This is a genomic window from Bradyrhizobium sp. LB11.1 (genome assembly GCF_040549385.1).
Taxonomy (GTDB): domain Bacteria; phylum Pseudomonadota; class Alphaproteobacteria; order Rhizobiales; family Xanthobacteraceae; genus Bradyrhizobium.
The window spans coordinates 664,550-677,946 of the sequence record NZ_JBEPTH010000002.1; the positions used below are offsets into that span (position 1 = coordinate 664,550).

Annotated in this window: 13 protein-coding genes; 4 read left to right on the top strand and 9 right to left on the bottom strand. The window is 63.7% G+C overall.

Annotation, left to right across the window (positions count from 1 at the left end):
- Nucleotides 1-31: 31 nt before the first annotated feature.
- Nucleotides 32-1,642, top strand: coding sequence for a Na+/H+ antiporter (locus ABIA96_RS07010; RefSeq protein ID WP_354136285.1), 1,611 nt, complete (start codon nucleotides 32-34; stop codon nucleotides 1,640-1,642).
- A gap of 109 nt (nucleotides 1,643-1,751) precedes the next feature.
- Here the strand turns inward: ABIA96_RS07010 and ABIA96_RS07015 are convergent, their stop codons facing one another.
- From ABIA96_RS07015 to ABIA96_RS07035, 5 genes are all read right to left on the bottom strand, one after another.
- Entirely contained in the window at nucleotides 1,752-2,564 is an 813-nt protein-coding gene (locus ABIA96_RS07015; protein ID WP_502918803.1) for an N-acetylmuramoyl-L-alanine amidase, read from the bottom strand.
- Entirely contained in the window at nucleotides 2,561-3,457 is an 897-nt protein-coding gene (locus ABIA96_RS07020; RefSeq protein ID WP_354136287.1) for a TauD/TfdA dioxygenase family protein, read from the bottom strand. Before ABIA96_RS07020 ends, ABIA96_RS07015 begins: the two co-directional genes overlap by 4 nt.
- A 139-nt stretch (nucleotides 3,458-3,596) precedes the next feature.
- The gene (gene ispG, locus ABIA96_RS07025; RefSeq protein ID WP_354136288.1) at nucleotides 3,597-4,880 is read right to left on the bottom strand and encodes a flavodoxin-dependent (E)-4-hydroxy-3-methylbut-2-enyl-diphosphate synthase; all 1,284 of its coding nucleotides are present in this window, start codon (nucleotides 4,878-4,880) and stop codon (nucleotides 3,597-3,599) included.
- Nucleotides 4,881-4,892: 12 nt separating this feature from the next.
- Nucleotides 4,893-5,846, bottom strand: coding sequence for a DMT family transporter (locus ABIA96_RS07030; protein ID WP_354136289.1), 954 nt, complete (start codon nucleotides 5,844-5,846; stop codon nucleotides 4,893-4,895).
- 35 nt (nucleotides 5,847-5,881) lie between these two features.
- A complete protein-coding gene (locus ABIA96_RS07035) occupies nucleotides 5,882-6,376 on the bottom strand; it encodes a Fur family transcriptional regulator (protein WP_354136290.1) in 495 nt (164 codons plus the stop codon).
- Between the two features lie 156 nt (nucleotides 6,377-6,532).
- On the opposite strand from ABIA96_RS07035, the gene ABIA96_RS07040 reads away from it, so the two are divergent.
- The 3 genes from ABIA96_RS07040 to ABIA96_RS07050 are packed head-to-tail and all read left to right on the top strand — an operon-like array spanning nucleotide 6,533 to nucleotide 9,732.
- On the top strand, nucleotides 6,533-7,015 hold the full coding sequence (locus ABIA96_RS07040) for a MarR family winged helix-turn-helix transcriptional regulator (RefSeq protein WP_354136291.1): 483 nt from the start codon (nucleotides 6,533-6,535) through the stop codon (nucleotides 7,013-7,015).
- Nucleotides 7,008-8,171, top strand: a complete 1,164-nt coding sequence (locus ABIA96_RS07045; RefSeq protein WP_354136292.1) for an HlyD family secretion protein — start codon at nucleotides 7,008-7,010, stop codon at nucleotides 8,169-8,171. The genes ABIA96_RS07040 and ABIA96_RS07045 overlap by 8 nt, the downstream gene beginning before the upstream one ends.
- 4 nt (nucleotides 8,172-8,175) lie before the next feature.
- Complete coding sequence (locus tag ABIA96_RS07050; protein WP_354136293.1) at nucleotides 8,176-9,732, top strand: DHA2 family efflux MFS transporter permease subunit; 1,557 nt, start codon at nucleotides 8,176-8,178, stop codon at nucleotides 9,730-9,732.
- A gap of 132 nt (nucleotides 9,733-9,864) precedes the next feature.
- On the opposite strand, the gene ABIA96_RS07055 is transcribed toward ABIA96_RS07050, so the two are convergent.
- The 4 genes from ABIA96_RS07055 to ABIA96_RS07070 form a co-directional block, all read right to left on the bottom strand.
- The gene (locus tag ABIA96_RS07055) at nucleotides 9,865-10,926 is read right to left on the bottom strand and encodes a phosphotransferase (protein ID WP_354136294.1); all 1,062 of its coding nucleotides are present in this window, start codon (nucleotides 10,924-10,926) and stop codon (nucleotides 9,865-9,867) included.
- A gap of 81 nt (nucleotides 10,927-11,007) precedes the next feature.
- Nucleotides 11,008-11,610 (bottom strand): protocatechuate 3,4-dioxygenase subunit alpha, encoded by a 603-nt coding sequence (pcaG, locus tag ABIA96_RS07060; RefSeq protein WP_354136295.1) that lies wholly within the window; start codon nucleotides 11,608-11,610, stop codon nucleotides 11,008-11,010.
- A gap of 1 nt (nucleotide 11,611) precedes the next feature.
- Nucleotides 11,612-12,313 (bottom strand): protocatechuate 3,4-dioxygenase subunit beta, encoded by a 702-nt coding sequence (gene pcaH, locus ABIA96_RS07065; RefSeq protein WP_354136296.1) that lies wholly within the window; start codon nucleotides 12,311-12,313, stop codon nucleotides 11,612-11,614.
- A gap of 125 nt (nucleotides 12,314-12,438) precedes the next feature.
- Nucleotides 12,439-13,332 (bottom strand): dioxygenase family protein, encoded by an 894-nt coding sequence (locus ABIA96_RS07070; protein WP_354136297.1) that lies wholly within the window; start codon nucleotides 13,330-13,332, stop codon nucleotides 12,439-12,441.
- Between the last annotated feature and the right edge of the window lie 65 nt (nucleotides 13,333-13,397).

The window sequence follows — 13,397 nt, forward strand, 5'->3', positions numbered from 1 at the left end:
CCTCTTGGCCGCTTCCGGGCCAAGACAGGTCATGATCGCAGCGAAATTTCAAACCTTCCTCATCCTGCTCGCCGTGCTGGCGGGCACCGCGCTGGTCGCCCGCCGCTTCAACATCGCACCTGCCATTCTGCTGATGCTCTCCGGGGTCGGCCTCGCCTTTGTGCCGGGCATGCCGCCGGTGGAGCTGCCGCCGGAACTGGTGCTGCTGATGGTGCTGCCGCCGCTGATCTACTCGGCGAGCGTCGCGATGAGCTGGCGCGAGTTCAGGAATAATTTGCGCCCCATTGTGCTGCTCGCGGTCGGCGCCGTGATCTTCACTGCGGCGATGGTCGCGACGGCCACCCATTACGTGATCGGCCTGCCCTGGAGCATCGGCTTCCTGTTGGGCGCCATCGTCGCGCCGCCCGACGTGGTGGCGCCGCTCGCGATCGCGCGCCGGCTGAACATGCCGCGCCGGCTGCTGGTCATCCTCGAGGGCGAAGGGCTCGCCAACGACGCCACCGCGCTGATCCTCTATCGCTTCGCGCTCGCCGCGATCGTGGTCGGGCATTTCTCGCTGCCGCTGGCGGCCGGCGAATTTACCCTCATCGTCGCCGGCGAAATCGCCTTCGGCATCGGCGTCGGCTGGCTCTCCCTCCGCTTCCGCAAATGGTCCTGCGATCCGCAGGTCGAGCTGACGCTGTCGCTGATTACGCCCTATGTGTCCTACTGGCTGCCCGAGCATATCGGCGGCTCCGGCGTGATCGCCACCGTCGCCTGCGGCCTCTATGTGAGCTGGAACGGGCCGCTGCTGATTTCGGCGTCGACGCGCCTGCAAGGCATCTTCTTCTGGGACCTCATCATCTATCTGATCGAAGGCCTGCTGTTCCTGCTCACCGGCTTCCAGATGCGCGCGCTCTACGAGAAATCGAAAGCGTTCCCGCTGGACGACATCATGATCGCGACCGCCGTGGTCATGGTCATCATCGTTCTGGCGCGCTTCGCCTGGCTCTACCCCGCGACCTATCTGCCGCGGATGCTCAGCAAATCGCTGCGCAGGCGCGATCCGTCGCCGCCCTGGCAATGGCCGTTCGCGCTTGCGTTCACCGGTGTGCGCGGCGCGGTGTCGCTGGCAGCCGCGCTGGCGCTGCCGTTCACCCTGCCCGATGGCGCTGCATTCCCGTATCGCGACCTGATCCTGTTCGTCGCCTTTGGTGTCATCTTCATCACGCTGATCGGCGTCGGCCTGACACTGCCGCCGGTGGTGCGCTGGCTCGGCATCGCGGAGGCCGGCCGCAACGAGCATGTCGCCGAACACGAGGCCGAGATCGCGGCACGTCGCCAGGCGCTCGACGCCGCGCTGAAATCGCTGGATGCACTGACCGAAGAGAAAGAGGTCTCGGACGAAGTGATGCGGCTGCTGCGCGCTCGTCACGAAATTCGCGTCAACCAGCTTCCTGATTCACTCGATCCCGCCCACCATGACGTCTCCGCTGCCGGCACCGCACTGACTCGCGAGTTGATCGTCGCCGAACGCAAATTCATCCACGACATCTTGCGCGACGGGCGGATCACGGACGAGACGCGGCGGAGGATCGAACGCGACCTCGATCTGGAAGAGGCCAGCCTGGCGAACCGGGAGTATCAGGGGGCGCCGCTGTAGTTTCTTTCGTCATTGCGAGCGAAGCGAAGCAATCCAGATTGTCTCTGCGGAAAGATTCTGGATTGCTTGGCTGCGCTCGCAATGACGGCTGTTGAAGCGACGGAGCAATCTACCGCCGCTCGCAATACGCCCGCATCGCCGCGGTCACGGCCGTCGCAATCAGCTCCTGCCGCTCCGGGGAGTTCATCGCCATCTCCTCGTCGCGGTTGATGATGGAGCCGGCTTCCAGCAGGACCGCGGCGCTTCGGGTCTGTGAGAGCACGACGAGCCCGTCGTAGCGGTAGATGCCCACATCCTTGTCCAGCAATGGGTGCCGGTAACGTCCCATCAGCGGCAGGCTGTATTGGGTGGCGTATTGCAGGCCTTTCTGCTTCAGCTCCCGGCCCAGCAACCGGGCGAAGGCGAGGCTGGCGCTGAAATGTGGATTGTGCTCGGACACGAACAGCGAATGGCCACTGAAGCGGTCGCTGAAATAGCTCTTGGCGCCCTCGAATTCCCATGGCTCGAGCATCTTGTCCGGTACGGAATCATGATGGATCGACAGGAAAAAATCGGCATGCGCGCTATTGGCGGTTCCGACGCGCTTGAGCAGGCTTGCCCGCGCCTTGCCTTCGGTCACCAGCACGCGGGTCGCGGCAAAGCCCGCCGACTTCAAGCGCGTTCCGATCAATCGTGTGAGTTGCAGGTTGAAGCCGAACTCCACGTCATTGCGCGCGCTGGTCGCGCCCTGCGATTCGGAGGTGTGTCCGACATCGAGGATCATCCGGAATCTGCGCGGATCGCATGTCTCCGCGGCCGGCGGCTTGATTTTAGTCCTTGTTGCCTTCCGCGCCCCGGCCGCCTGGCCATGGTCAGCTGACGAAAGCAAAAGCGGAATCAGCGAAACAGCGATAGCGGCGACGACGCGCCACGATATCTTCACACCGGTCGTTCCCCCTTCACCGTCACCCGCGTGCCCGAGCGCGTATGCGGCCAGTAGTCCCACATCGCGCGGTGCTGGGTGCAGCGGTTGTCCCAGAAGGCGATGGCGTTCTCGGTCCAGCGGAAGCGGCACTGGAACAGCGGGTTTTCGGCGTGCTGGTAGAGATAGGCCAGCATCGCATCGCTCTCGTCGCGGGGGATACCGTTGATATGGCGGGTGAAGCCGCGGTTGACGTACAGCGCCTTCTTGCCCGTGACGGGATGCGTGCGCACCACCGGGTGCTCGGCGCTCGGATAGGACGGACGGTCGGTGACGCCGTAATTGGCGTAAAGACCGCGATAGATCGGCTCGCCGTCGTGGAGCGCGGTCAGCCCGTCGAGATAGGCTTTCATGCGGTCCGACAGTGCGTCGTAAGCGGCATACATGTTGGCGAACAGCGTGTCGCCGCCGCGCGGCGGGCACTGCTTGATGTAGAGGATCGACCCCATCGGCGGCTCGAGATCGCAGGACACATCGGAGTGCCAGCCCTCGCCATTGGCGCGCGGCGAATTCTTGTCGGCGTAGATCTTCATCAGCGCCGGGTCTTCGTCCTCATGGGGCGCTGCGGGATGAAAATGCAGCTCGCCGAACTTGCGGCCGAAGGCGAGATGCTGTTTTGGCGTGATCTCCTGGTCACGAAAGAAGATGACGAGGTTCTCGGCGAGCGCGCGGTGGATCTCGTCCATCTGCTGATTGGAGCGGGCATCGTCGGAGACGAGCTTGCCGATGTCGACGCCTGAGATCTCCGCGCCGATGATGGGGGTGAGCTTTTCGACTGCGATGGTCTCGTAAGCCGCGCCGTCTTCCGCCGTGTGGCGATAGCGCGGACCTTGCTTGCCGGCGAGTGAGCTCATGGGCGTTGCTCCCCATCATTGTTGATTGAGAGCATCGTAGCCCGGATGGAGCGAAGCGCAATCCGGGAATGGTCCACGCAAAAGAATAGGGCGGGTCGCTTTTCGCGAACCCGCCCTGCGATTCTGCCATTCGAGACGCTTACTCCGCCGCTGATACCGGCACCTTCGCGCCCTGGCCGTAACGCTGCTCGATGTAGTCGATCACCAGCGCCTTGAAGTCGGCGGAGATGGTCGGGCCGCGCAGCGTGCGGAACTTCTTGCCGTCGACGAAGACGGGCGCGGCCGGCGCTTCGCCGGTGCCGGGCAAGGAGATGCCGATATTGGCGTGCTTGGATTCGCCGGGGCCGTTGACGATGCAGCCCATCACCGCGACGTTGAGCTCTTCGACGCCCGGATATTTCGTCTTCCAGCTCGGCATCTCGTCGCGGATGAAACCCTGGATCGAGCTCGCCAGCTCCTGGAACGTGGTCGACGTAGTGCGGCCGCAGCCGGGGCACGCTGCGACCAGCGGCACGAAGGTGCGGAAGCCCATGGTCTGCAGGAGCTCCTGGCCAACCTGCACCTCACGGGTGCGGTCACCGCCGGGCTCCGGCGTCAGCGAGATGCGGATGGTGTCGCCGATGCCCTGCTGCAGCAGGATGCCGAGCGCCGCCGACGATGCCACGATGCCCTTGGTGCCCATGCCGGCCTCGGTGAGACCGAGATGGATGGCGTAGTCGGAGCGGGACGCGAGATCCTGATAGACCGCGATGAGATCCTGCACCGCCGAGACCTTGGCCGACAGGATGATGCGGTCCTTCGGCATGCCGAGCTCTTCGGCGCGCGCGGCCGAGAGCAGCGCGGACTGCACCATGGCCTCGCGCGTCACCGCGCGGACGTCGCGCGGATCGGCGGACGCGGCGTTCTCGTCCATCAGCTTGGTCAGCAGCTCCTGGTCGAGCGAACCCCAATTGGCGCCGATGCGCACCGGCTTGCTGTTCTTGTTCGCGATCTCGATGATGTCGGCGAACTGGGTGTCGCGCTTGTCCTTGAAGCCGACATTGCCGGGGTTGATGCGGTATTTGGCCAGCGCCTCGGCGCAGGCCGGATAGGCCGCGAGCAGCTTGTGGCCGATATAATGGAAGTCGCCGATCAGCGGCGTGGTGATACCGCGCTTCGCCAGACCGTCGCGGATATGCGGGACGGCGGCAGCGGCCTCCTCGCGGTCCACGGTGATGCGGACCATTTCGGAGCCGGCGCGCGCGAGCGCGGCGACCTGGGCGATGGTGCCGTCGATGTCGGCAGTGTCGGTGTTGGTCATCGACTGCACGACGATCGGCGCACCGCCGCCGACGGCAACGTCGCCGACCTTGACCTGGGTGGTGTGATGGCGCGGCGCAGGCCCCGCGATGTCGGAATCGATGGTGGTTTCGGGCTTGTTCATGGGGTCCAAATATCAGGTTTTGGTGACGTTCAGCAATGCATCGCGCGGCGCCGCAGCGGATTGGCTGGGACGGTTAACCAGAAAAAGCCCAGCAATTACAAGGATCGCTGCTGCCCCGAAAGCCAGGCTCAGGGTATCGTGCATGATGAAATAGCTACCCACCACGCCAAACAAAGGGGTGATGAAGGTAAAAGCCGACAATTTGCTGGCCGAATAGGCCTTCACCAGCGCGAACCAAAGCGTGAACGTGGTTCCAACCACCCAGATCGCCTGGAAGGCCATCAGGGCAAACGACAGCGGCGACGGGGTGTGCGTGATGGATTCCCCGGACAGCAAGGCGGCAGCACCCAGGATCGGAATCGAGATCGCGACCTGATAGCCGAGCGCCTTCTCGGGAGCAGCGAAGCGCAGCCTCGTGCCCTTGGCGACCAGCGTCGTCGCCGCCCACAGCGATGCACCAAGCACGATCATGAGATCGCCGAGCAGCACGTGTGAATCCACATTGGCCTGCGGGACGCCGATCGCGAGCGCGACACCGGCAAAGCTCACGGCCAGGCCCAGCCATTGCGTGCTGCCAAGGCGCTCGCCGAGCATCTGGTAGGAGCCGAGCGCGACGAAAAACGGGGCGGTGTAGAGGAACACCACCGCGCGCGAGGCGGAGGTGAGGCGCAGGCCCTGGAAGATCAGCACGAATTCGATGCCGAACATCAGCCCGGCGATCAGGCCGGGCTTCCAGGTGTCATCATTCTCGAAGAATTTGACGCCCCGCAGGGTGCCGATGATGAACAACACCGGCAGCGCGCCCATCGAGCGGATCATGGCCTGCAGCATCGGCGGAATGTCCGGCAGCACCAGCTTCACCGCGATCTGGTTGAAGGCCCAGGTCAGGCACAGCATGAGCATCAGGGCGATGGCGCCGGCACTGAGGGGGCGCGCGGCTGACGGGTTGGCTTGAGGTGAGGACATGTCTTCCTGATATCCGGCTTTGCGCCGTTGTTGCTTCAAGACGTTTTCTGACAATGGGTGCAGATACCCGTGATCTCGACCACGGACAATTTGGGCGCGAAGCCTGAGGCGCGCGCCGCGGCGTTGAGCTCCTTGGCGAAGGACGCCGATGGGATCTCGCCGACGAGACCGCAGCGCTCGCAGATCAGGAACGCCACCGCCGAGGTCGCATCGTGGTCGTGGGCGGCGCAGGCGAGATAGGCGTTGCGGCTTTCGATGCGATGCACGAGGCCGTTGGTCATCAAAAAATCGAGAGCGCGATAGACCGTGATGGGCGCCGGCCGCGGCATCGACTTGGCGAGCTCGTCGATCACTTCATAGGCGCCGAGCGGCCGGTGGCTGGAGAGCAGCGCGCCCAGTACCTGGCGGCGTATCGGCGTGAATTTCTGCGCTCGCTGCACGCAAACCACCTCGGCATGCGCCAACGCGTCCGCGGTGCAGCGGCCGTGATCATGGTCGGGCGTCGGAAATGCCGGCTTTGCGAGGGTCATCCGGCCTGCGTTCTAGCATTTCGGCCCGGGAACCCAAAGCACGACCGGCGCGGCGGCGGTCAGCCATGCTTTTGCTGCGGGACAGCATCGCATTAACCCGCCATGAAATAATCATAAGCTTGCTTATTATAGTGAAGCTTATTGGAGGCAAAACTCATGACCCGCGGGTCTGTCGACCATAATTTCCTGTTCACGCTCGGCGAGCTCTACCGGCTCTTGCGCGTCTATGCCGACAAGGAGGCCTCGCGCTTCGGCATCACCCGTGCGCAATGGGCGGTGCTGGCCAAGGTCGAGCGCAGCGAGGGCATGAAGCAGTCGGAACTCGCCGAGCTGCTCGAGATGCAGCCGATTACGCTGACGCGGCTGATTGACAAGCTCTGCGACAGCGACTGGATCGAGCGCCGCAGCGATGCCTCGGATCGCCGCGTCAAGCGCCTCTACCTCAAGAAGGCCGGACGCCAGCTGCTCGGCAAGATGAGCGGCCTCAAATCCGAGCTGACCGCGAATGCGCTCGACGGCATCAGCCCGGCGGATGCCCACCGTCTCGTCACCCAACTCGAATCCATCAAGGAAAACGTGCGTAACGCGATCCAGGCGTCCGGCGCGGAACAAGCACGTAAGGAGCAGCGCTATGGCTGATCAGGTTCTCAAATTCCAGCCCGAACAGAAGATCGACAGCGGCAAGCCGACCAAGAAGGCCGGCACCGACCCGCGCCGCCGCTTCGTCGCCGGCCTGCGCCGCTATCGCCGATTTTTGCTGATGGTGGTGCTGCCGATCGTCGCCATCGTCGTCGGGCTGGCCTTTTATCTAAATGGCGGCCGCTATGTCGGCACCGACGACGCCTATGTCGGCGCGCAGAAGGTGCTGGTGACACCGGACATCTCCGGCAAGATTCAGAAGGTCGTCGTCAAGGAGGGCCAGTTGGTCAAGCAGGGCGACGAATTGTTCGAGATCGACCCCGTGCCGTTCCGCCTCGCGGTCGATGAGGCCAAGGCGCAGCTGATGCAGACGCAGTCGACCTATGACAACCTTCGCGCCAACATCAAGATCTATGGCGACATGCTCGATCTCGCTCAGAAGGGCGTCGACCTGAAGCAGCGCGACGTGGAGCGCAAGCAGGCGCTGGTGAAGAACAGCTACGGCTCGCAACTCGACCTCGACAACGCGTCGAACGCGCTGGTCACGTCGGGCTCGATCGCGCAATACGTCAAGCAGCAGATCTCGACCGCCAAGACGCAGCTGCTCGGCGACTCCGACCTGCCGCTGGAGAAATTCCCGCCCTACGTTGAGGCCAAGTCCAAGCTCGACAATGCCGAGCGCAATCTCGACCACGCCGTGGTGCGGGCGTCGATGGGCGGTATCGCAACCCAGGTCGAGCAGATCCAGCTCGGCCGCTACGTCACCGCCGGTACGCCGGTGTTCTCCATCATTGACGTCGCCCATCCCTGGGTTGATGCCAATCCGAAGGAGAGCGACCTCACCTACGTCACCGAAGGCCAGCCTGTGACCCTCGAGGTCGATGCGTTCCCGAACCACGTCTTCAAGGGCAAGATCGGTTCGCTCTCGCCCGGCACCGGCGCGCAATTCGCGATCCTGCCGCCGCAGAACGCGACCGGCAATTTCGTCAAGGTGGTGCAGCGCGTGCCGATCCGCATCTATTTCGACGAGAGCGACAAATACGTGAAGAAATTGAAGGCCGGCATGAGCGTCTATGCCACCATCGACACCGGCCACCAGCGCTCGCTCGCCGGCCTGCTCGGCCTGTCGGCGACGGCTGGCCAGGACAAGGACTGATCCGATGGCGGAGTCCAACGCTGCCCTGATGGTCCCCGGCCTGCGCCGGAACATGGTGACGATCTGCGCCATGACCGCGACCATCATGCAGGCGCTGGACACGACGATCGCCAACGTCGCCCTGCCCTACATGCAGGGAACGCTGTCGGCGTCGCAGGACCAGATCAACTGGGTGCTGACCTCCTATATCGTCGCGGCCGCGATCATGACGGCGCCGGTGGGCTGGATCTCCAACCGCTACGGCCGCAAGCGCATCTTCATCGCCTGCGCGGCCGGCTTTACGTTCGCGTCCGTGCTCTGCGGCCTCGCGCAGGACATCAACCAGATGGTGCTGTTCCGCCTGTTGCAGGGCGTGTTCGGCGCGGCGCTGGTGCCGCTGTCGCAGTCCGTCATGCTCGATTATTACACGCTGCAGGAACGGGCCACCGCCATGTCGATCTGGGGCATGGGCGTGATGATGGGCCCGATCATGGGTCCGTCGCTCGGCGCCTGGCTGACCGAGACCTATTCATGGCACTGGGTATTCTTCGTCAATCTTCCGTTCGGCGCGATCACCGTGCTCGGGCTCGGCGTCTTCATGGACGAGACGGACAAGAATCTCAGTCTGAAGTTCGACTGGTTCGGCTTTGCCGCGCTCGCGCTCGGGATCGGCGCGCTCCAGCTCGCGCTCGACCGTGGCGAGCAACTCGACTGGTTCGAATCGGCCGAGATCGTGACCGAGTTCGTGGTCTCGGGAATCGCCTTCTATTACTTCTTCGTCCACTCGTTCACGACATCGCGTCCCTTCATCCAGTTTGCGCTGTTTCGGGATCGCAACTTCCTCACCGGCTGCATCTTCATGACGGTGATGGGCCTCGTGCTGTACTCGACAATGGCGCTGGCCTCGCCCTACCTTCAAAACGTCATCGGCTATCCCATCATGACCGCCGGCGGCCTGCTCGCAAGCCGCGGCTTCGGCACCTTCTTTGCCATGATGATGGTCGGCCGTATCATGCGCTACATCGAGGCGCGCACGCTGATCATCTGCGGCCTGTCGCTGACGGCCGCCTCGCTGTTCCAGATGACCGGCTGGACCGACCAGACCCAGGTGCCGGAGATCGTCATCGTCAGCGTGATCCAGGGCTTCGGCTTCGGCCTCGTCTTCGTGCCGCTTTCGACGGTGGCGTTCCTGACACTGCCGAACCATTTGCGTACCGACGGCACCTCGATGCTCACGCTGATGCGCAACGTCGCGAGCTCCGTCGGCATCTCGATCGTCATCGCCCAGCTGACGCAGGGCACGCGCGGGACCTATGCGATCCTGTCGGAATACATCAACCCGTTCAACCACGCGCTCCAGATGCCGAACGTACGCAGCATGATCGACCTCTCGACCGACACCGGCCGCGCCATGGCCGACCGCATGGTCAGCGTGCAGTCGCAGATCATCGCCTTCGCGCACGACTACCAGCTCGTGATGTTCTTCATCCTCTGCACCATCCCGCTGGCGCTGATGATCGGCTCGACCAAAGCCTCGCTGCGCAAGCAGACCGCAGCGCCGGAACATGCGGTGATGGAGTAGCGGGGCTCACGCCTCTTCGTCATTGCGAGCGCAGCGAAGCAATCCAGAATCTTTCCGCGGCGACAGTCTGGATTGCTTCGCTACGCTCGCAATGACGACGCGGATACACGGGCGCAAGATAAGCGCAGAGCCCTACAACAGCTCCTCACACCCCAAATCCTCGACCGCCATCATCACGCGCTCCAGATTGTTCCACCAGATCAGCGGCGGGATGTTGAGGCTCCATTGCCAGACCGGTTTGGTAATGTGCCAGAGCACCGACCGGCGATAGTCCTGGTCGAGCGCGCCGCGCGTATAGCCGACCACCCCATGCGCGAGCAACGTCTCGTGATAGTGATTGAGCAGCTGACGTTCGAGCGCCTGCCGTTGCGCCGGATACCATTGCATCGCCATCATGTAGGCGAGGTCGGTGGGTGGCACGTTGATGCGCCATTGGTCGAAATCGAAAATGCGCACGGTGTCGACGACACCGGCGCGTGGCAGCAGGAAATTCCAGGTATGGGCGTCACCATGGGTGATGCTGAGATGCCGGCGTGAATGGTAGCGCTCGGATAGACGGGCCGACTGGTCGATGAGGCGGCGGTAGAGAATGCGCCGCTCCTCGCTGAGGCGATCACCGAGCAGATCGGCAAAGCGATCGTAATGACCGGCGAAGGTCTCCATGTGCTGCGCACTGTCTTCGGCGCTCACCCAGGTGCCGACGGTGTCGCCGAGGCTGGGATGATCCCACCAAGCCGCATGCCAGCTTGCGAGAGTCGTGACGATCGCGATCGCCTGTTCCCGCGACGGCGGCAGCGGCCATTGCGTCGCGATCTCATGGCTGTCGGTGAGATCTTCGAGTAGGAGATGCCAGCTGGGGCTTTCCTCATCGAAGCGCCCGTCGAAGCAGCGCGGCACCAGTCCCGAGGGCATTTTCGGTGCGAGCTTCGCATAGAAGGCCACCTCGTGCCGGCCGCCATGCGCAAGCGTCTTGGCAAAATTGGCATGGGGCGTCTTGAGAATCAGCGTCTGCGGTGCGCCCGTGGACTCCCCGACATAACGCAGGCCGAGCCGGGTGATGTGCGACACCAACGTGTCGCGCTCATGCAGCACCTTCACTTCGCGCACGGCGCCGGCGTCCAGCGCGCCCGCCTTGCGCAGTGCAGCCGTCAGTGTTGCAGGCTCAACGACCGCTGGCAGTTGTGGAGATGTCATGGCGCGCGCCCCCGAGTGCCGTGCACATTGTGCACGATCACACCCGAAAGCGCCAGCCGCGCTGAGGCCGGCGGCCAGCCGTCACACGTCGAAGAACACCGTCTCGTTGCCGCCCTGCAAACGCAGGTCCAGCCGGTAGACAGCCTTGCCGGCCTCACGCACCGCGATGAGCGTGGCGCGGCGGTCGGCCGGGACCAGCGTCAGCACGGGATCGGCAACATTGCCGGCCTCGTCGCTGAAATAGATGCGGGTATAGAGATGCCGCAGCATGCCGCGTGCGAACACCGCCAGAACGATGTGCGGCGCCTGGGGCGTGCCATCAGGATCGGGCACCACGCCCGGCTTGATGGTGTCGAACGAATAATTGCCGTCCTTGTCGGTGCCGCAGCGGGCGAAGCCGCGGAAGCTGGCGTTCGGCAGCGCGCGCTTGTCCTGCGGGTCGGCGAAGCGTCCCTGCGCGTCCGCCTGCCAGATCTCCAGCATGGCGTCAGGCACGATGGCGCCGTCGCCGTCGAACACCCGGCCCTCGATGCGGACACGGTCGCCCGTGACGTCAGGCGTCAGCGTCGAATTGGTGAAGGCGTCGTTCCAGGCATATTCGCCGGTTGGCGTCATGCCGTATTTGAAGAACGGGCCGACCGTTTGCGATGGTGTGATCCCATCGGGCTTCACAGAATCCTGCACGTTACTTGGTCTCCATGGGAGTAGCGTTCTTGCCGCGCAGCACGATGTCGAAGCGGTAGCACAGCGCCCATTCCGGCTTGGTATTCTCCAAATCGAACGACGAGACCATGCGCATCCGCGCCTTTTCGTCCGGCACCGAGTTGAAGATCGGGTCGAACGGGAACAGCGGATCGCCGGGGAAGTACATCTGCGTCACCAGGCGCGTGACGAAGGAATGGCCGAACACCGAGAGATGAATATGGGCGGGGCGCCAGGCATTGTGGTGATTGCCCCAGGGGTAAGCGCCCGGCTTGATGGTGACGAAGCGATAATAGCCGGAGGCATCGCTCTGGGTCCGGCCCGCGCCGGTAAAATTCGGATCGAGCGGCGCCGGATGCTGGTCGCGGACATGGACGTAGCGGCCGCAGGCATTGGCCTGCCAGATCTCGACCAAAGAGTCCGGCACGCCACGGCCATCTTCGTCACGGACATGGCCGTGCACGATGATGCGCTCGCCGAGCGGCTCGCCGGTATGCTGGGTGGTGAGGTCGCTGTCACCCTCGCGCACGGTCTCGTGGCCGTAAACCGGGCCGGTCAGCTCCGACAGCGTATGGCGCATCGGGATCAAGGGCTTGTTCGGGGCACGCTTGATCGAGCTCTTGTATTCGGGCGACAGCGGCAGCGGATGCGCCTTGTTGCTGTCGACGGGATAGATGAATGTCATTGGCAAACTCCTCCCCGGCCATCTTGGGCCAGCCGGTCAACATTTGGGCCAATCATTATAGAATATAACTAATCTAGGGAAGCGGGTTTAGCGCCTTCCAACACCCCGCATTTGGGCCAATCGTCCTATTTGATCGGCGGACGCGGCAGCACGGCCTCGCCGGCTTCCAGCCGGTAGGTGTGGTCAAGCGAATACCAGGGCGTTGCGACGTCAGGCGCGGTCGGATGCGGCGTCTCGTGGCGCACAAATTTGCCGATCAGCGCTTGTGTCACGCCGAACTGCACGTCGCTGTCGATATGGGGGTCGTTGGGATCGTAGACCTGCGAGATCAGCACCTTGAATCCCGGCTTGAAGATCAGGGCGTGCAGATGCGCGGGACGATAAGGGTGCCGGCTTTGCGCCTCCAAGAGGCGGCCGACGACGCCATTGGTCGGAATGGGGTAGCCGATCATCATCACCGAGCGGAAGGCGAAGCGCCCGTCGGAATCGGTCGTGAACTTGCCGCGCAGATTCATGTCGGCCTGCTCGGGGTCCTGGTTCTCATAGAGGCCCACCGGCGAGGCGTGCCAGACATCGATCTCTGCGCCCGCAACAGGGCGGCCGTCTTTGTCGACGACATGGCCGCTGACGAACAGCGGTGCACCCGGGGTCTCGGAGCGGACGATCGATCCGCCATTCTCCACCCGCGGCGAGTTCAGCCGCCAGAAGGGTCCGAGCAGCGATTGATCGGTTTCGGTATTGCCCTGATCGCCGTTGTTGAGCAGGCAGACCAGTGGCGAGACGCCGAGCGAGCCCGCCATCAGCACGACTTCATTGTGCGTGTCGGTGGTCAGCTTGCCGAGTTCGGCGATAACAGCGGTAGCGTCGCGGAATTCCTTTTCAGTCAGACGAACGTCACGGACGAAGCCGTGCAGGTGCTTGACCAGCGAGATCATGATCTGCCGCATCCGTGGATCGGATGTTCGCTCCATTACCGCCAAAGCCGCGGCCGTGACGTCCTGCTCGCGCGCGATGATCATGCTTGTCTCCCAGCCGTCCGCGAGCTCTTCACCTCGCCCCGCTTGCAGTCCGCTTGCGGGGAGTG

Coding starts and splice junctions, on each gene's coding strand:
- ABIA96_RS07010 (WP_354136285.1), top strand. CDS start 32: ATGATCGCAGCGAAATTTCAAACCTTCCTCATCCTGCTCGCCGTGCTG.
- ABIA96_RS07020 (WP_354136287.1), bottom strand. CDS start 3,457: ATGAGCTCACTCGCCGGCAAGCAAGGTCCGCGCTATCGCCACACGGCG.
- ispG (WP_354136288.1), bottom strand. CDS start 4,880: ATGAACAAGCCCGAAACCACCATCGATTCCGACATCGCGGGGCCTGCG.
- ABIA96_RS07030 (WP_354136289.1), bottom strand. CDS start 5,846: ATGTCCTCACCTCAAGCCAACCCGTCAGCCGCGCGCCCCCTCAGTGCC.
- ABIA96_RS07035 (WP_354136290.1), bottom strand. CDS start 6,376: ATGACCCTCGCAAAGCCGGCATTTCCGACGCCCGACCATGATCACGGC.
- ABIA96_RS07040 (WP_354136291.1), top strand. CDS start 6,533: ATGACCCGCGGGTCTGTCGACCATAATTTCCTGTTCACGCTCGGCGAG.
- ABIA96_RS07045 (WP_354136292.1), top strand. CDS start 7,008: ATGGCTGATCAGGTTCTCAAATTCCAGCCCGAACAGAAGATCGACAGC.
- ABIA96_RS07050 (WP_354136293.1), top strand. CDS start 8,176: ATGGCGGAGTCCAACGCTGCCCTGATGGTCCCCGGCCTGCGCCGGAAC.
- ABIA96_RS07055 (WP_354136294.1), bottom strand. CDS start 10,926: ATGACATCTCCACAACTGCCAGCGGTCGTTGAGCCTGCAACACTGACG.
- pcaH (WP_354136296.1), bottom strand. CDS start 12,313: ATGACATTCATCTATCCCGTCGACAGCAACAAGGCGCATCCGCTGCCG.
- ABIA96_RS07070 (WP_354136297.1), bottom strand. CDS start 13,332: ATGATCATCGCGCGCGAGCAGGACGTCACGGCCGCGGCTTTGGCGGTA.